Below are 15,579 nucleotides of genomic sequence, written 5' to 3' on the forward strand. Positions count from 1 at the left end.
GCCCTCACCACAGGCCCAGCAGCTTCCACCAGACACTGCCGACCACGGCAAAGATCAGCAGCTCGATCACGCACATGGCCGCCCCCACCCGCCACCAGTTGCCCAGCGTGACGTAGCCGCTGCCGAAGATGATGGGCGAAGTGCCGGTGGCGTAGTGGGTCAGCGTCATCATGATGGCCGAGCCGGCTGTCATCATCAGCATGAAGGGCACGACATAGTCGGCCGGAATCAGCTGCGCACCCACGGTCAGGAAGGCCAGCATCATCGCGCTGATGTGGGCCGTGGTGCTGGCGAACAGGTAGTGCGAGAACACGAACACGCCCACAAGGATGGCCGCCACCGGCAGCCAGTCCAGGCCGCTGGCGACGATGGCGTTCTTCATGCCCACGGCAAACCAGGACACCACGCCGAGCTTGTTGAGCTGCTCGGCCAGCATGACCAGGGCGCCGAACCACACCAGCGTGTCCCATGCGCTTTTCTCGGACAGCACGTCATCCCAGTCGATGGTGCCCGTGATGATCAGCACGAACAGGCCCAGGAAGGCGACCACGGTGGGGTCCAGCACGAAGGCCGGGCCGAACAGCATCTGCGGCACGTTGGCCCACAGCAACAGCATCAGGCCGAAGGTGCCCAGCATCACGCGCTCCTTGCCCGACAGCGGCCCCATGCGCGCCATCTCGCTGCGGGCGTACTCCACGGCATTGGGCGTGGCCTTGAGCTCGGGCGGCGACAGCAGGTAGATCACCAGCGGCATCAGCAGCAGGCACAGCAGGCCCGGCAGCAGCATGTACAGCGCCCAGGTGGTCCAGCTCAGGTGCAGGGCCTGGCCCGTCGCCTTGGCCACGAAATCCACCACCAGCGGGTTGGGCGCGGTGGCGGTCAGGAACATGGCCGAGGTGATGGGATTGGCGTGGTAGTTGACCAGGGCCAGGTAGGTGCCCACCTTGCCCTGCGTGCCCTTGGCCGGGTCCGACTCGAAGGCATTGGCGATGGACTTCATGATCGGGTGCACGATGCCGCCGCCACGCGCCGTGTTGCTGGGCGTGAACGGAGCCAGCACCAGCTCGCAGATCGCCAGGCCGTAGCCGATGCCGATGGTGCGCTTGCCCAGCAGGGCGATGAACATCAGGCCGATGCGGCTGCCCAGCCCCGTCTTCTTGAGGCCGCGCGAGATCAGGATGGCCACCACGATCAGCCAGATCAGCGGGCTGGAAAAGCTGCTCAGCGCATCGGTGATGGCACCCTTGGACGAGCCGGAGGTGACCTGGGACAGCGAGACGATGACGATGGCCATCAAGGCCATCACGCCGATGGGCATGACCTTGAGGATGATGGCCACGATGGTGGTCAGGAAAATGGCGACCAGCTGCCAGCCCTTGGGCGTCAGCCCCTCGGGCACGGGCATCAGCAGCAGGCCGAACAGCACGGCGGTGGCAATCAGTGCCGGCACCAGCCGGAACGGCACGGCCGCCTTGAAATAGCGGAACAGCGAGACGATCTTCTCGAGCATGTGGATCCTTTGCGTTGCCGGAGCGGCGCCGAGAGCGCATGGCCTGCCGGGAGCAAAAGCCCACCAGCCTGCACGGGCACTGGCGGCCGCGCCGCATGACTGACATCATGATGCAGTGCAGCATGAGCCCAGCTTCCAGCGGGCGCCTGCGCCACCGAAGTTTGACAGGCATCAAGGCCGGGCCAGTAAACCTGGCGACCCAGGCCACCGAGCCCCGCTCACATGACAGCATCCCCAGACCGGGTGCCTTTCGCCCCGGTGTACCCATGCAGTGAAAAAAGGAGAAAAGCCGACATGCCAGCCAACCGATTCTTGCCCGAGGAATGGGAATGCCGGCTCCAGGAGATCGACCTGGAGATCGCCCGCCACGCCGTCATATGCAAGATCCCGCTGCTGCAGGCCGGTGTGGTGGAGCGCGTGCTGGCCAATGACGCCAGCGTCTGCGGCGCCGAGCACGAGGCCGCATTCAAGACCCTGCGCGGCCTTCTGTACATGCACTACACCGAGCTGCTGCACATCAGCGAAGTGCTCAGCCCCGAGGTCGCCCAGGAAATCGCCCACCGCGTGCGCCTGCGGCTGGGCCAGCGCATCGGCAACCAGCTGGGCGGCTGATGCCGGGCTGTCCGCCTGGCCTTTGCCCTGGCGCGAGGGCATGAAAAAAGGGCTACGACAGTGTCGTAGCCCTTTTCAATTTGGTTGCGCGAGAAGGATTTGAACCTCCGACCTTTGGGTTATGAGCCCAACGAGCTACCAGACTGCTCCATCGCGCGGTATTCCAAAATTATAGCAGATTATTCAGCTGCCTTGGCTTCGGCGGCGCCTTCTTCAGCGCGCTCGACCAGTTCCACGAAGGCCATGGGGGCGTTGTCGCCCACGCGGAAGCCCATCTTCAGGATACGGGTGTAGCCACCAGGACGCTTTGCGAAGCGGGGGCCCAGCTCGTTGAAGAGCTTGGTCACGCTGTCGCGGTCGCGCAGGCGGTCGAATGCCAGGCGGCGGTTGGCAACGGTATCGACCTTGGCCAGGGTGATCATGGGCTCGATCACGCGGCGCAGTTCCTTGGCCTTGGGAACGGTGGTCTTGATGGCTTCGTGCTCGATGAGCGAATTCATCATGTTCTTCAGCATCGCCAGGCGGTGCGAAGAGGTGCGATTGAGTTTGCGGAGGCCGTGACCGTGACGCATGGTGCTTTATTCCTAAAATATGTAATTAGGGCTTGCGCAAACAAGGATGCAAGCCTGGACCCGTTACCGGATCTGCAGCTTGCCTCAACCGAATTTGCGCAAGTTGTTGATTAATTCGTGCAGCCGTATCAGGTACTGCCCGAGGCACTGAGGCTCTCCAAAAAGGAGAGCCTGCAATTATAGTGCTTAGCGCTTTTCCAGGCCAGCAGGCGGCCAGTTCTCGAGCTTCATGCCCAGCGTCAGACCGCGGGAAGCCAGGACTTCCTTGATCTCGTTGAGCGACTTGCGACCCAGGTTGGGGGTCTTGAGCAGCTCGTTTTCGGTACGCTGGATCAGGTCGCCGATGTAGTAGATGTTCTCTGCCTTGAGGCAGTTGGCCGAACGCACGGTGAGTTCCAGCTCGTCCACGGGACGCAGCAAGATGGGATCAAAGGCAGTTGCGGCACCACGGCCACCGGCCGGAGCATCGAAGACGCTGGCGATATCACCGCCGTCCAGCTGAGCGAACACGGCGAGCTGTTCCACCAGGATCTTGGCGGATGCGCGCACGGCGTCCTCGGCAGTGATCGCACCATTGGTTTCGATCTCCACCACCAGCTTGTCGAGGTCGGTGCGTTGTTCAACGCGGGCCGATTCGACGGCGTAGCTCACGCGCTTGACGGGCGAGAACGAAGCGTCCAGCACAATGCGGCCGATCGACTTCGTGGACTCGTCGCCATAGCGGCGCACGTTGCCGGGCACATAGCCACGGCCCTTCTCCACCTTGATCTGCATGTCCAGCTTGCCGCCTTGCGACAGGTTGGCGATGACATGATCAGGGTTGATGATTTCCACGTCGTGGGGCGTCTGGATGTCGCGCGCCGTCACGACGCCTTCGCCATCCTTGCGCAGCGAGAGCGTGACCTCATCGCGGTTGTGCAGCTTGAACACCACACCCTTGAGGTTCAGCAGGATGTTGACCACATCTTCCTGGACACCGTCGATGGACGAGTACTCGTGCAACACACCAGCAATCGTCACTTCCGTCGCTGCGTAACCCACCATGGACGAGAGCAGGACACGGCGCAGGGCGTTGCCCAGCGTATGGCCGTAGCCACGCTCAAACGGCTCCAGAACAACTTTGGCGCGATTGTGGCCAAGCTGCTCGACATTGATCGTCTTGGGCTTCAGCAAATTGGTTTGCATGCAGACTTCCTCTCAATACCCCCGGCTCGTTACACCGGTAAGGCTGGTGAAGCACCCCAGCGCGATGCCTCGCGGCTGGGGGACGGTTTTACAGAAATGTCGCTGCGCGGAATTAACGCGAGTACAACTCAACGATCAGGGATTCGTTGATGTCTGCACCGAACTCGTCGCGGTCAGGCGACTTCTTGAACGTGCCTTCAGCCTTGTCGGCAGACACTTCCACCCATGCGGGGAAACCGACTTGACCAGCCAGTTGCAGGGCTTCGACGATACGAGCCTGCTTCTTGGACTTTTCACGCACGGCGACCACGTCACCCACCTTCACCATGTAGGAAGGGATGTTGACGGATTGGCCGTTGACCGTGATGGCCTTGTGCGACACCAGCTGACGCGCTTCCGAGCGGGTCGAGCCGAAGCCCATGCGGTACACCACGTTGTCCAGACGCGACTCCAGCAGCGACAGCAGATTGGCACCGGTGTTGCCCTTCTTCTTGTCGGCGGCTTCGAAGTAGCGGCGGAATTGCTTTTCCAGCACGCCGTACATGCGCTTGACCTTCTGCTTTTCACGCAGCTGCAGGCCGAAGTCGGAAGTACGCTGACCGGAAGTGCGGCCGTGCTGGCCGGGCTTGGTGTCGAACTTGGACTTGTCGGCGATCGAGCGACGTGCGCTCTTCAGGAACAGGTCAGTGCCTTCACGGCGGGAGAGTTTGGCCTTGGGGCCGATATAGCGTGCCACTTGATTTCCTTTGTGTCATCTGCCGTGCACAAGCACGGGAGCCGCCCGCGATGTTACACATCTGGGCGGCGGTGGGCTTGGTGAAAAAGCTTAGATACGACGGCGCTTTTGAGGGCGGCAGCCGTTGTGGGGAACCGGCGTCACGTCCGCGATGGAAGTGATGCGGATGCCCAGGGCGCCCAGGGCGCGAACCGAGGATTCACGGCCAGGACCGGGACCCTTGATTTCGACGTCCAGGTTCTTGATGCCCTGTTCGATGGCAGCACGACCAGCCACTTCCGAAGCCACCTGGGCAGCGAAGGGAGTCGACTTGCGCGAACCCTTGAAGCCCTGGCCACCCGACGAGGCCCACGACAGAGCGTTGCCTTGGCGGTCGGTGATGGTGATGATCGTGTTGTTGAACGAAGCGTGCACGTGGGCAATGCCGTCCGAAATGTTCTTACGGACTTTCTTGCGAACGCGCTGTGCAGCGTTGTTTGCGGGAGACTTAGCCATAGTGATCTTTCAATCTCTTTATTTCTTCAAAGCCGCGGCACCCTTGCGCGGACCCTTGCGGGTACGTGCATTCGTGCGGGTACGTTGACCACGCATGGGCAGGCCACGACGATGACGGAAACCGCGATAGCAACCGATGTCCATCAAACGCTTGATGTTCATCGTTGTTTCGCGACGCAGATCACCTTCCAGAGTCAGGGAAGTCAGCTGATCACGGATCTTTTCCAGATCACCGTCAGTCAGTTCCTTGATTTTCTTGGAATATGCGATGCCAGCGGCTTCGCAGATCTTGCGTGCAGTGGTGCGACCGATCCCATAGATAGCGGTCAGGCCGATTTCAGCGTGCTGATGCGGCGGGATGTTAATGCCAGCGATACGTGCCATTATTCGTCCTCAAACTTTCCTATCAACCCTGGCGCTGCTTGTGGCGCTGGTCCGTGCAGATCACTCGCACCACACCTTTGCGGCGGATGATCTTGCAGTTACGGCAGATTTTTTTGACCGAAGCCGAAACTCTCATTTCATTCTCCTAAAACTCTACATCCGTTACGGCCTATCGACCGGGAAACATGCCCGCGATGGATAGATCGAGTGGGCGTCTACTAACTCTTACTGGACCCGCCGGCGCCGCCGGCCAGGCCCATCACTTAGTTCAATTGCCAAGTGTCGCTTTGAAGTTCGCCTTTTTGAGGAGCGATTCGTACTGTTGCGACATCATGTAGTTCTGCACCTGGGCCATGAAGTCCATGGTCACCACCACAATAATCAGCAGTGATGTGCCACCGAAGTAGAACGGAACGTTGTACTTCAGGATCAGGAACTCGGGCAACAAGCACACGAATGTGATGTACACCGCGCCAGCCAGGGTCAGGCGAACCAGGATCTTGTCAATGTAGCGGGCCGTCTGGTCACCGGGACGGATCCCGGGGATGAAGGCACCACTCTTCTTCAGGTTGTCGGCGGTTTCCCGGCTGTTGAACACCAGGGCCGTGTAGAAGAAGCAGAAGAAGATGATGGCAGTGGCGTAGAGCATCACATAGATCGGCTGACCGGGGGTCAGCGTGCTAGCAATGTCCTTCAGCCAGCGCATGGATTCCCCTGCACTGAACCAGTTCACAACGGTCGCCGGCAGCAAGATGATCGAGGAAGCGAAGATGGGAGGAATGACCCCCGCCATGTTCAGCTTCAGCGGCAAGTGCGAAGACTGGCCACCATACACCTTGTTACCCACCTGACGACGCGCATAGTTCACCAGGATCTTGCGTTGTCCCCGCTCGACAAACACGACGAAGTACGTCACGGCTGCCACCACGAGAACGATGAAGATCGCGGCCAGGATGCTCATGGCACCGGTGCGCACCAGCTCCAGCAGACCACCGATGGAGCTCGGCAGACCTGCGGCGATACCTCCAAAGATGAGGATCGAGATGCCGTTGCCCAGACCACGTTCCGTGATCTGTTCACCGAGCCACATCAGGAACATGGTGCCGGCCGTCAGGCTGACCACCGCCGTGAGGCGGAAGCCGAAGCCAGGGCTCAGAACCAGACCTGCGGAGCTTTCCAGAGCCACGGCAATTCCCAGGGACTGAAAAATCGCCAGGCCCAATGTGCCGTAGCGGGTGTACTGGGTGATCTTGCGACGACCCGATTCACCTTCCTTTTTCAGCTGCTCGAATGTAGGGACCACGTAGGTCATGAGCTGCATGATGATCGATGCCGAGATGTACGGCATGATCCCCAGTGCGAACACCGTGAAGCGCGAGAGCGCCCCACCCGAGAACATGTTGAACAGATTGAGAATGCCGCCCTGCTGGCCATTGAACAGCTGCTGCAGCTGCGCTGGATCGATGCCCGGCACGGGGATATGAGCCCCGATCCGGTAAACGACCAGCGCGAGCAACAGAAAAACCAGACGGCGGCGAAGATCGCCGAATTTTCCGGTTTTTGCAATTTGAGCTGCGCTAGTAGCCACGGATGTCTTCTTTCAGATCATTAATCAGGCGATGCTGCCACCGGCAGCTTCGATGGCAGCCTTGGCGCCGGCGGTAGCGCCGATGCCGTTGAGCTTGACAGCCTTGCTGATTTCACCGCTCTTGATGATCTTGACCACCTTTGCGATTTCACCAACCAGACCGGCTTGCTTCAGAGCTGCCAGATCGACTTCGGCCAGGCCCAGCTGTTCCAGAGCGGACAGGGTCACTTCTGCATTGAACTTCAGCAGATGCGACTTGAAGCCACGCTTGGGCAGACGGCGCTGCAGAGGCATTTGACCGCCTTCGAAGCCCACCTTGTGGTAGCCACCCGAACGCGACTTCTGACCCTTGTGACCACGGCCGGCAGTCTTGCCCAGGCCGGAGCCGATGCCGCGACCGACACGGCGCTTGGCGTGCTTGGAGCCCTCTGCAGGCTTGATGCTATTGAGTTCCATCATCAATCCTTTCAGAGAACTTTGACCAGGTAGCTGATCTTGTTGATCATGCCGCGCACGGCAGGCGTGTCCTGCAGTTCGCTGATGCTGTTCAGCTTGCGCAGGCCCAGGCCACGGACGGTGGCGCGGTGCGATTCCTTGGTGCCAATGGGGCTGCGCACCAGTTGCACCTTCACGGTTTGTTGCGTTGTCATGTGATTGACTCCGATCAGGCGGTGAAGATGTCTTCAACCGACTTGCCGCGCTTGGCTGCCACTTCCGAAGGGGTCGTGGAGTGCTTCAGAGCGTCAAAAGTCGCGCGGACCATGTTGTAGGGATTCGACGAACCATGGCTCTTGGCCACGATGTCGGTGATGCCCAGCACTTCGAAAACGGCGCGCATCGGGCCGCCGGCAATGATGCCGGTACCCTTGGGAGCGGGGTTCAGCATCACGGATGCTGCGCCATGCTGACCCATCACCGTGTGATGGATCGTGCCGTGCTTCAAAGACACCTTGATCATGTTGCGACGGGATTCTTCCATCGCCTTTTGCACGGCTGCAGGCACTTCCTTCGACTTGCCCTTGCCCATGCCAACGCGGCCATCACCATCGCCAACCACGGTCAGTGCAGCGAAGCCGAGGATACGACCGCCCTTCACAACCTTGGTGACGCGGTTCACCGCGATCATTTTTTCGCGCAGACCGTCGTCACGACCTTCGTCTTGCACCTTGGGAGAAAACTTTGCCATTTCTATCCGCTCCGCTTAGAACTGCAGGCCGGCTTCACGAGCGGCTTCTGCCAAAGCCTTCACGCGGCCGTGGTATGCGAAACCAGCGCGATCGAAAGCCACTTTCTCCACGCCGGCAGCCTTCGCCTTCTCGGCAATGCGCTTGCCAATCAGCGTAGCGGCAGCCACGTTGCCACCCTTGCCGATGGCACCCAGTTGGGTGCGCACTTCGGCTTCGGCGGTGGAGGCCGAAGCCAGCACCTTGGTGCCGTCTTCCGACACCACGCTTGCGTAGATGTGGAGGTTCGTACGGTTCACGCTCAGACGTGCCACGCCTTGCTGTGCAATGCGGATGCGGGTCTGGCGGGCACGACGGAGACGCTGCTCTTTCTTGGTCAACATAATGCAGCTCCTTACTTCTTCTTGGTCTCTTTGATCACGACCTTCTCATCCGAGTAACGGATGCCCTTGCCCTTGTAGGGCTCGGGAGGACGAACGGCACGGATCTCAGCAGCCATTTGGCCAACGGCCTGGCGGTCAGCACCCTTGACCAAGATTTCGGTCGGTGTGGGGGTGGTGACAGTGATGCCGGCCGGCATTTCGAAGTTCACCGGGTGCGAAAAGCCGATCGCCAGGTTCAGCTTGGAGCCCGAGGCCGAAGCCTTGAAACCCACGCCAACCAGCGACAGCTTCTTCTCGAAGCCCTTGCTCACGCCCACCACCATGTTGTTCACCAGCTGACGCATGGTGCCGCTCATGGCGTTGGCTTCGCGCGAGTTATTGACGGGCTCGAAAGACAGCTTGCCTTCGTTGTTGGAGATCTTCACCAGAACGTTCTGGGCTTGCGACAGCGTGCCGCCGGTGCCCTTCACATTGATCTGGTCGTCTTTGATGGACACATCCACGCCTGCGGGGATGGCCACGGGAGTCTTTGCTACGCGAGACATTTCAGTATTTCTCCTTAATGTCCGTTAGGCCACGTAGCACAGCACTTCGCCGCCCACGCCAGTGGCGCGTGCCTTGCGATCCGTCATCACGCCCTTGGGAGTGGTGACGATGGCAACGCCCATACCGTTCATGACCTGGGGGATTGCGTCACGGCCCTTGTACACGCGCAGGCCGGGACGGCTCACGCGCTCGATGCGCTCGATCACCGGACGGCCGGCGTAGTACTTCAGGGTAATTTCGAGTTCGGACTTGCCAGCGTCGGTCTTCACTTGGAAGCCGTCGATGTAGCCTTCATCCTTCAGCACCTGGGCGATGGCAACCTTGACCTTGGAGGAAGGAGCCGTCACGGTGGTCTTGGAGACCATTTGTGCATTGCGGATGCGGGTCAGCAAGTCAGCGATGGGATCACTCATGCTCATGTTTAATCTCTCCTGCTTGCTTACCAGCTGGCCTTGGTGACACCGGGGATGTCGCCAGCGAAGGCCAGTTCACGGATCTTGGCGCGGCCCAGACCGAATTGACGGAAGGTGCCACGGGGACGACCCGTGATCTCGCAGCGGTTGCGCTGGCGAGTGGGGTTCGCGTTACGGGGCAGCTTCTGCAGGCCCAGGCGAGCGGCGTCGCGCTCTTCGTCGCTGCGCTTTGCGTCAGCGGCGATTGCCTTCAGTTCTGCGTATTTGGCAGCGTACTTGGCTGCCAGCTTTTCGCGCTTGAGTTCGCGCTGGATCAATGCAACTTTAGCCATGCGCCACCTCAGTTCTTGAAGGGGAAACGGAAAGCGGCGAGCAGTGCCTTGCACTCATCGTCGGTCCGAGCTGTCGTCGTGATGCTGATGTTCAGACCACGCAGAGCGTCCACCTTGTCGTACTCGATTTCGGGGAAGATGATCTGTTCCTTGACGCCGACGTTGTAGTTGCCGCGACCGTCGAAAGAACGGCCGGAGATACCACGGAAGTCACGCACGCGGGGCAGAGCCACGGTGACGAAACGGTCCAGGAATTCATACATCTGAACGCCACGCAGGGTCACCATGCAGCCAATGGCCTGGCCTTCACGGATCTTGAAGCCGGCGATAGCCTTCTTGGCCTTGGTCACCACGGGCTTCTGACCAGCAATCTTGGTCAGGTCAGCCACGGCGTTGTCCATCACCTTCTTGTCGGCCACGGCTTCGCTCACACCCATGTTCAGGGTGATCTTGGTCAGACGGGGCACTTCCATGGAGGAGGTGTAGCCGAACTTTTCCTTGAGTTCAGCCGCGATCTTTTCGCGATACAGTTTTTGCAGTCGTGCCATGTGTTACCCCTTAGGCCGCCTTGATTTCGGCGCCGCTGGACTTGAACACGCGAACGCGTGTGCCGTCGGCCTGCACCTTGATGCCCACGCGATCAGCCTTGCCGGTCGCTGCATTGAAGATGGCCACGTTGGATTGGTGGATAGGCATGGCCTTTTCCACGATACCGCCGGTGGTGCCCTTCATGGGGTTCGGCTTGACGTGCTTCTTCACCATGTTGATGCCATCGATCAACAGGTGGGAATCGTCCTTGCGAGCCGAGACCACGCCTTGCTTGCCCTTGTCACGGCCGGTCAGCACGATGATTTGGTCGCCCTTGCGAATCTTGTTCATGGTGCTTCCTTTAGAGAACTTCAGGTGCCAGGGACACGATCTTCATGAACTTTTCGTTGCGCAGTTCACGAGTCACGGGGCCAAAGATGCGGGTGCCGATAGGCTCCAGCTTGGCGTTCAGCAGAACGGCGGCGTTGCCGTCGAACTTGACGAGCGAGCCATCAGCACGGCGAATACCCTTCGCCGTACGCACCACGACCGCGCTGTAGACCTCGCCTTTTTTGACGCGTCCACGCGGTGCAGCTTCCTTGATGGTCACCTTGATGATGTCACCAACACTCGCATAGCGACGATGAGAACCGCCCAGCACTTTGATGCACTGAACAGACTTCGCGCCGGTGTTGTCGGCAACCTCTAACCGAGATTCTGTTTGGATCATTTCAATATTCCCAACTTGCTCCAGCAAACACTCGACAGCCCCAGAGTCTTCTCAAGGGCCGCGAGCAGCCAGTCAGTCTTGGGCCCGTCGTCCACGCCGAAAACCATTTCTCGGCGCTTCCACTGGGCAGATAACTTCACGATTTTCACGTGAAGCATGGGATTGTCCCAGAAATTCCTTTGCGCGTCAAACCCTTAGCTGCCTTTTCCACCCCTGGCCGGCAGCGTTGCGCAACCCCCACAAGAGCGCTATCAACCCAGGAGCAAGCTGGGCCTGCCGATGGCCGCAAACCATCGGAAACGCCCATAAAAAAGCCGAGCCTGGCGGGCTCGGCAAAGGGTGGCAGACTCAACGCAATCGTCTGCTGCGGGCTGGCCGCGCGTACTACGGCGGCGCAGACATCGCAGCGGCTTGGGGCCACCGCGTTGGGCTCGGGCACGGCCCTTGCCCTGCGGAAAACGGACTTTCAAGCGCTTTCTTCATCATTCCCCCTCCCTCGTCAGCCTTGTGCTGGCTGCTGTTCGCCGGCACCGTCACGAGATGCCATGAGCAGCATTTTGATTCATAAAAACAATCAAAGATAGATATCCATCAATTTTGACAATCTTTCCTTGGCTTACATCTGCCTCCAAAAGCAAAACGCCCTGCAGTGCAGGGCGTTTTGCTTGAGAGGGACTTCAGCCGCAATCAGGCCGGCAGGTACTGGGCCGCCAGCGGCATGAAGTCCGCCAGGCCGGCGTCCTGCCCCAGCTCCTCCTGGAGGATGGCTGCCACGCGCGGCGCCACCTCGGCGGCCTTGCGCGCATCAAGGAACAGCAGGCGGCTGCGGCGCGCCAGCACGTCTTCCACGGTGCGCGCGTATTCGAAGCGCGCGGCAAAGCGCACCATGGCTTCGTTCAGGCCGTCTGCCAGCCATTCGTCGTTGCCCGGCAACGCCTCCACTGCCGAGGCTTCCGTGCCATAGGAGTGCAGGCCCTGAACCTGGTTCATGCGGTGGTGCACGGCGGATTCGGCCGGGGCGCCGGCCAGCGGCAGGCGGGCCGTGACGCCACCCGGGCGGTGCGGCAGGCGGCCGATGGCAAAGCACTCGGAGAGCACGTCTTCGGCCATGGCACGGTAGGTGGTCCATTTGCCGCCCGTGACGGTGACCAGGCCGGTGCGGCTGGACATGACCGTGTGCTCACGGCTGATCTTCTTGGTGTTCTCGCCGTCGTCGTCCTGGGGCTTGACCAGCGGGCGAAGGCCGACCCACATGCTGCGCACGTCGGCCAGCGTGGGCTGGCGCGTGAGGTAGCGTCCGGCCTCGGTGAGGATGAAGTCCAGCTCCTCGGGGAACGGCAGGGGCTCGCGTGCCAGGTCGTTGCGCGGGGTGTCGGTGGTGCCCAGGATGACCTTGCCCAGCCAGGGCACGGCAAAGAGCACGCGGCCATCGGCCGTCTTGGGCACGAGCAGGGCGTGATCGCTGGGCAGGAAGTCGCGGTCCACCACCACGTGCACGCCCTGGCTGGGCGCGACCATGGGCTTGACGGGACGGCCCTGGGCCTCGGCATCCTGCTGGCGGAACAGGTCCACCCAGGGGCCGGTGGCGTTGACCACGCACTTGGCGCGCAGCGTGAAGCGCCGGCCCGATTCCGTGTCTTCGCAGACCAGGCCGGCGACCTTGCCGCCTTCATGCAGCAGTTCAAGCGCGGGGCAGTAGTTGACCAGCAGCGCGCCCTTGGCAGCGGCCGTGCGGGCCAGCGCCAGCGCCAGGCGGGCATCGTCGAACTGGCCGTCCCAGTATTTGACGCCGCCCTTGAGGCCTTGCTGGCGCACGGTGGGCAAACACTTGACGGTGCTGGAGCGCGAGAGGAATTCGGTGGCGCCCAGGCCCGCCTTGCCGGCCAGCGCGTCATACATCTTGAGGCCGATGCCATAGAACGGCGTGTCCAGCAGCTTGTAGGACGGCATGACAAAGGCCAGCGGCTGCGCCAGATGGGGCGCGTTGTGCAGCAGCGTGGTGCGCTCATGCAGCGCTTCGCGCACCAGGGCGATGTTGCCCTGGGCCAGGTAGCGCACGCCACCATGGACCAGCTTGGTGGCACGCGAGGACGTGCCCTTGGCGAAGTCATGCGACTCCACCAGCACGACCTTGAACCCGCGCGCCGCCGCGTCCAGGGCCACGCCCAGGCCGGTGGCACCGCCGCCGATGATGGCCAGATCGTAGGTTTCAGGCTGGGCCAGGCGTTCCAGCAGGGCGGCGCGGCCGGTGGGCAGAGGGGAAGCAGCGAGGGACATGGATCTTCGACGAAGGAATGTGGGGCAAGTTAACAGGGCGCCATGTAGCCGCCATGTCAGCACCCGGGACGCCACGCCTGCGCCCAATGCGAAGGGGACGGAATCGGGTTTTCCGCTATTTTCGCTCGTTTTTGTATTTTTTTCTTCGCTATCTTTCGTTTCGTGTTTCTTGCAGTCAACGAATTTGGCGATAGGCCGGGAGACCAGCGCAGGGCATGTTGTCCCAAGCCGACACGGCCCAACTCAGGGACGCCGAGCAAGAGCCGCCTCGCGGCGAGGGCGTCGTCCCCCTCCCTTGCGAAGCAAGTAGAGAGGGGGAAGGCGCGCAAGCGCCTCAGGGGGTGCTAACGCACCTTGCCGTTTTTCCAGGCATTGAGCAGCGTGTCATACGCAATCGTCTCGCCCTTGGGCTTTTCATTGGCCAGCTTCTTCCACGGCGCCTGCTTGTCGCTGAGCCACTTGGCCGGGTCGCCCTTGGGGTTGAGCTTGGGCGCGCAGTGCGCCATGCCGGCACGCTGCAGGCGGGACATGACCTGGTCCATTTCCTCGGCCAGGTTGTCCATGGCGCCCTGGGGCGTCTTCTCGCCGGTGACGGCCTGGGCCACGTTCTTCCACCACAGCTGGGCCAGCTTGGGGTAGTCGGGCACGTTGTTGCCGGTGGGCGTCCAGGCCACGCGGGCGGGGCTGCGGTAGAACTCGACCAGGCCGCCGAGCTTGGGCGCCATGTCAGTCATGGCCTTGGAGCGGATGTCGCTTTCGCGGATGGGCGTCAGGCCGACGATGGTCTTCTTGAGGCTGGTGGTCTTGGCGGTGACAAACTGCGCGTAGAGCCAGGCGGCGGCCGTGCGGTTGGCGTCATGGTCCTTGAAGAAGGTCCAGCTGCCCACGTCCTGGTAGCCGTTTTGCATGCCGTCCTTCCAGTACGGGCCGTTGGGTCCGGGCGCCATGCGCCATTTGGGCGTGCCGTCGGCATTGACCACGGGCAGGCCGGGCTTGGTCATGTCGGCCGTGAAGGCGGTGTACCAGAAGATCTGCTGAGCGATATGGCCCTGGGCCGGCACGGGGCCGGACTCGCCGAAGGTCATGCCCATGGCTTCCTTGGGCGCGTATTTCTTCATCCAGTCCACGTACTTGGTGAGCGCGAACACGGCGGCCGGCGAGTTGGTGGCGCCCCCGCGCGAGACCGAGGCGCCCACGGGCGTGCACTTGTCGTCGGCCACGCGGATGCCCCATTCATCGACGGGCATGCCGTTGGGAATGCCCTTGTCGGCCGCGCCGGCCATGGACAGCCAGGCATCGGTGAAGCGCCAGCCCAGCGACGGGTCCTTCTTGCCGTAGTCCATGTGGCCGTAGATGGGCTTGCCGTCGATCTGCTTGACGTCGTTGGTGAAGAACTCGGCGATGTCCTCGTAGGCGCTCCAGTTCAGCGGCACGCCCAGCTCGTAGCCGTACTTGGCCTTGAACTTGTCCTTGAGGTCCTTGCGCTCGAACAGGTCGGCGCGGAACCAGTAGAGGTTGGCGAACTGCTGGTCGGGCAGCTGGTAGAGCTTGCCGTCGGGCGCGGTGGTGAAGCTGGTGCCGATGAAGTCCTTGATGTCCAGGCCCGGATTGGTGAAGTCCTTGCCGGCGCCGGCCATGTAGTCGGTCAGGCTCATGATGCGGCCGTAGCGGTAGTGCGTGCCGATCAGGTCGGAGTCGGAGATCCAGCCGTCATAGATGGACTTGCCCGACTGCATCGAGGTCTGCAGCTTCTCGACCACGTCGCCTTCCTGGATCAGGTCGTGCTTGACGGTGATGCCCGTGATCTCGGTGAAGGCCTTGGCCAGCGTCTTGCTCTCGTACTCGTGCGTGGTGATGGTCTCGGAGACCACGGCGATCTCCTTGACGCCCTTGGCCTGCAGCTTCTTGGCCGCCTCGATGAACCACTTCATCTCGGCCATCTGCTGGTCCTTGGACAGCGTGCTGGGCTGGAACTCCGCGTCGATCCACTTCTTGGCTTCCGCCTCTCCGGCCCAGGACGCCTGCCCCGCCGCCAGCAGGGCCGCCGCGAGGGCGATGGTATGAAGTCGTTGTTTCATCTGCCGTCTCCTAGATTCTTGCTGTC

General features: G+C 61.5%; 22 protein-coding genes and 1 tRNA gene. 1 reads left to right on the forward strand and 22 read right to left on the reverse strand.

Going from position 1 to position 15,579, the window contains the following annotated elements:
• Positions 1-4: 4 nt before the first annotated feature.
• On the reverse strand, positions 5-1,510 hold the full coding sequence (locus IAE24_RS10880; protein ID WP_199960544.1) for a DASS family sodium-coupled anion symporter: 1,506 nt from the start codon (positions 1,508-1,510) through the stop codon (positions 5-7).
• 294 nt (positions 1,511-1,804) lie between these two features.
• On the opposite strand from IAE24_RS10880, the gene IAE24_RS10885 reads away from it, so the two are divergent.
• Positions 1,805-2,122, forward strand: coding sequence for a hypothetical protein (locus IAE24_RS10885; protein ID WP_012202980.1), 318 nt, complete (start codon positions 1,805-1,807; stop codon positions 2,120-2,122).
• Positions 2,123-2,203: 81 nt separating this feature from the next.
• Here IAE24_RS10885 and IAE24_RS10890 read toward each other — a convergent pair.
• From IAE24_RS10890 to IAE24_RS10990, 21 genes are all read right to left on the reverse strand, one after another.
• A tRNA-Met gene (locus IAE24_RS10890) sits at positions 2,204-2,280 on the reverse strand.
• Between the two features lie 21 nt (positions 2,281-2,301).
• Positions 2,302-2,694, reverse strand: coding sequence for a 50S ribosomal protein L17 (rplQ, locus tag IAE24_RS10895; RefSeq protein ID WP_012202979.1), 393 nt, complete (start codon positions 2,692-2,694; stop codon positions 2,302-2,304).
• A gap of 186 nt (positions 2,695-2,880) precedes the next feature.
• Positions 2,881-3,879: a DNA-directed RNA polymerase subunit alpha gene (locus IAE24_RS10900; RefSeq protein WP_012202978.1), complete on the reverse strand. Its 999-nt coding sequence runs from the start codon at positions 3,877-3,879 to the stop codon at positions 2,881-2,883.
• Between the two features lie 112 nt (positions 3,880-3,991).
• Positions 3,992-4,615: a 30S ribosomal protein S4 gene (rpsD, locus tag IAE24_RS10905; RefSeq protein WP_012202977.1), complete on the reverse strand. Its 624-nt coding sequence runs from the start codon at positions 4,613-4,615 to the stop codon at positions 3,992-3,994.
• A gap of 90 nt (positions 4,616-4,705) precedes the next feature.
• Positions 4,706-5,110 (reverse strand): 30S ribosomal protein S11, encoded by a 405-nt coding sequence (rpsK, locus tag IAE24_RS10910; protein ID WP_012202976.1) that lies wholly within the window; start codon positions 5,108-5,110, stop codon positions 4,706-4,708.
• An 18-nt stretch (positions 5,111-5,128) separates the two neighbouring features.
• On the reverse strand, positions 5,129-5,494 hold the full coding sequence (gene rpsM / locus IAE24_RS10915) for a 30S ribosomal protein S13 (RefSeq protein ID WP_012202975.1): 366 nt from the start codon (positions 5,492-5,494) through the stop codon (positions 5,129-5,131).
• 22 nt (positions 5,495-5,516) lie between these two features.
• Entirely contained in the window at positions 5,517-5,630 is a 114-nt protein-coding gene (gene rpmJ, locus IAE24_RS10920) for a 50S ribosomal protein L36 (protein ID WP_003050535.1), read from the reverse strand.
• 132 nt (positions 5,631-5,762) lie between these two features.
• A complete protein-coding gene (gene secY / locus IAE24_RS10925; protein ID WP_012202974.1) occupies positions 5,763-7,082 on the reverse strand; it encodes a preprotein translocase subunit SecY in 1,320 nt (439 codons plus the stop codon).
• 24 nt (positions 7,083-7,106) lie between these two features.
• Positions 7,107-7,538 carry a 50S ribosomal protein L15 gene (rplO, locus tag IAE24_RS10930; protein WP_012202973.1) on the reverse strand — a complete coding sequence of 144 codons (432 nt, stop codon included), beginning with the start codon at positions 7,536-7,538 and terminating at the stop codon, positions 7,107-7,109.
• An 11-nt stretch (positions 7,539-7,549) separates the two neighbouring features.
• Complete coding sequence (gene rpmD / locus IAE24_RS10935; protein ID WP_012202972.1) at positions 7,550-7,732, reverse strand: 50S ribosomal protein L30; 183 nt, start codon at positions 7,730-7,732, stop codon at positions 7,550-7,552.
• Positions 7,733-7,746: 14 nt separating this feature from the next.
• On the reverse strand, positions 7,747-8,268 hold the full coding sequence (rpsE, locus tag IAE24_RS10940) for a 30S ribosomal protein S5 (protein ID WP_012202971.1): 522 nt from the start codon (positions 8,266-8,268) through the stop codon (positions 7,747-7,749).
• Between the two features lie 15 nt (positions 8,269-8,283).
• Positions 8,284-8,649, reverse strand: a complete 366-nt coding sequence (gene rplR / locus IAE24_RS10945) for a 50S ribosomal protein L18 (protein WP_012202970.1) — start codon at positions 8,647-8,649, stop codon at positions 8,284-8,286.
• An 11-nt stretch (positions 8,650-8,660) separates the two neighbouring features.
• Positions 8,661-9,194 (reverse strand): 50S ribosomal protein L6, encoded by a 534-nt coding sequence (gene rplF / locus IAE24_RS10950; RefSeq protein WP_199960545.1) that lies wholly within the window; start codon positions 9,192-9,194, stop codon positions 8,661-8,663.
• Positions 9,195-9,218: 24 nt separating this feature from the next.
• Positions 9,219-9,614 (reverse strand): 30S ribosomal protein S8, encoded by a 396-nt coding sequence (rpsH, locus tag IAE24_RS10955; protein WP_012202968.1) that lies wholly within the window; start codon positions 9,612-9,614, stop codon positions 9,219-9,221.
• A 20-nt stretch (positions 9,615-9,634) separates the two neighbouring features.
• A complete protein-coding gene (gene rpsN, locus IAE24_RS10960; protein WP_012202967.1) occupies positions 9,635-9,940 on the reverse strand; it encodes a 30S ribosomal protein S14 in 306 nt (101 codons plus the stop codon).
• 8 nt (positions 9,941-9,948) lie between these two features.
• Positions 9,949-10,488, reverse strand: coding sequence for a 50S ribosomal protein L5 (rplE, locus tag IAE24_RS10965; protein ID WP_012202966.1), 540 nt, complete (start codon positions 10,486-10,488; stop codon positions 9,949-9,951).
• A 10-nt stretch (positions 10,489-10,498) separates the two neighbouring features.
• Positions 10,499-10,819, reverse strand: a complete 321-nt coding sequence (gene rplX, locus IAE24_RS10970) for a 50S ribosomal protein L24 (protein ID WP_012202965.1) — start codon at positions 10,817-10,819, stop codon at positions 10,499-10,501.
• 10 nt (positions 10,820-10,829) lie between these two features.
• Positions 10,830-11,198 carry a 50S ribosomal protein L14 gene (gene rplN / locus IAE24_RS10975; protein WP_012202964.1) on the reverse strand — a complete coding sequence of 123 codons (369 nt, stop codon included), beginning with the start codon at positions 11,196-11,198 and terminating at the stop codon, positions 10,830-10,832.
• Positions 11,195-11,356 (reverse strand): hypothetical protein, encoded by a 162-nt coding sequence (locus IAE24_RS10980; RefSeq protein WP_013804445.1) that lies wholly within the window; start codon positions 11,354-11,356, stop codon positions 11,195-11,197. Before IAE24_RS10980 ends, rplN begins: the two co-directional genes overlap by 4 nt.
• A gap of 529 nt (positions 11,357-11,885) precedes the next feature.
• Positions 11,886-13,475, reverse strand: coding sequence for a glycerol-3-phosphate dehydrogenase/oxidase (locus IAE24_RS10985; RefSeq protein WP_012202963.1), 1,590 nt, complete (start codon positions 13,473-13,475; stop codon positions 11,886-11,888).
• Positions 13,476-13,819: 344 nt separating this feature from the next.
• Positions 13,820-15,553, reverse strand: coding sequence for an ABC transporter substrate-binding protein (locus IAE24_RS10990; protein ID WP_012202962.1), 1,734 nt, complete (start codon positions 15,551-15,553; stop codon positions 13,820-13,822).
• Between the last annotated feature and the right edge of the window lie 26 nt (positions 15,554-15,579).

Origin of the sequence: Delftia sp. S65 (genome assembly GCF_016516495.1) — a bacterium.
GTDB lineage: Bacteria > Pseudomonadota > Gammaproteobacteria > Burkholderiales > Burkholderiaceae_C > Comamonas > Comamonas acidovorans.

Bases quoted from the DNA above. Each gene is read 5' to 3' on its own strand.
- rplO (WP_012202973.1), bottom strand. From the start codon at position 7,538: ATGGAACTCAATAGCATCAAGCCTGCAGAGGGCTCCAAGCACGCCAAG.
- rplX (WP_012202965.1), bottom strand. From the start codon at position 10,819: ATGAACAAGATTCGCAAGGGCGACCAAATCATCGTGCTGACCGGCCGT.
- IAE24_RS10900 (WP_012202978.1), bottom strand. From the start codon at position 3,879: ATGCAAACCAATTTGCTGAAGCCCAAGACGATCAATGTCGAGCAGCTT.
- IAE24_RS10980 (WP_013804445.1), bottom strand. From the start codon at position 11,356: ATGCTTCACGTGAAAATCGTGAAGTTATCTGCCCAGTGGAAGCGCCGA.
- rplQ (WP_012202979.1), bottom strand. From the start codon at position 2,694: ATGCGTCACGGTCACGGCCTCCGCAAACTCAATCGCACCTCTTCGCAC.
- rplE (WP_012202966.1), bottom strand. From the start codon at position 10,488: ATGGCACGACTGCAAAAACTGTATCGCGAAAAGATCGCGGCTGAACTC.
- IAE24_RS10880 (WP_199960544.1), bottom strand. From the start codon at position 1,510: ATGCTCGAGAAGATCGTCTCGCTGTTCCGCTATTTCAAGGCGGCCGTG.
- IAE24_RS10885 (WP_012202980.1), top strand. From the start codon at position 1,805: ATGCCAGCCAACCGATTCTTGCCCGAGGAATGGGAATGCCGGCTCCAG.
- rpsE (WP_012202971.1), bottom strand. From the start codon at position 8,268: ATGGCAAAGTTTTCTCCCAAGGTGCAAGACGAAGGTCGTGACGACGGT.
- rpsK (WP_012202976.1), bottom strand. From the start codon at position 5,110: ATGGCTAAGTCTCCCGCAAACAACGCTGCACAGCGCGTTCGCAAGAAA.
- rplR (WP_012202970.1), bottom strand. From the start codon at position 8,649: ATGTTGACCAAGAAAGAGCAGCGTCTCCGTCGTGCCCGCCAGACCCGC.
- rpsH (WP_012202968.1), bottom strand. From the start codon at position 9,614: ATGAGCATGAGTGATCCCATCGCTGACTTGCTGACCCGCATCCGCAAT.
- rpmD (WP_012202972.1), bottom strand. From the start codon at position 7,732: ATGACAACGCAACAAACCGTGAAGGTGCAACTGGTGCGCAGCCCCATT.
- rplF (WP_199960545.1), bottom strand. From the start codon at position 9,194: ATGTCTCGCGTAGCAAAGACTCCCGTGGCCATCCCCGCAGGCGTGGAT.
- rplN (WP_012202964.1), bottom strand. From the start codon at position 11,198: ATGATCCAAACAGAATCTCGGTTAGAGGTTGCCGACAACACCGGCGCG.
- IAE24_RS10990 (WP_012202962.1), bottom strand. From the start codon at position 15,553: ATGAAACAACGACTTCATACCATCGCCCTCGCGGCGGCCCTGCTGGCG.
- rpsN (WP_012202967.1), bottom strand. From the start codon at position 9,940: ATGGCTAAAGTTGCATTGATCCAGCGCGAACTCAAGCGCGAAAAGCTG.
- rpsM (WP_012202975.1), bottom strand. From the start codon at position 5,494: ATGGCACGTATCGCTGGCATTAACATCCCGCCGCATCAGCACGCTGAA.
- IAE24_RS10985 (WP_012202963.1), bottom strand. From the start codon at position 13,475: ATGTCCCTCGCTGCTTCCCCTCTGCCCACCGGCCGCGCCGCCCTGCTG.
- rpmJ (WP_003050535.1), bottom strand. From the start codon at position 5,630: ATGAGAGTTTCGGCTTCGGTCAAAAAAATCTGCCGTAACTGCAAGATC.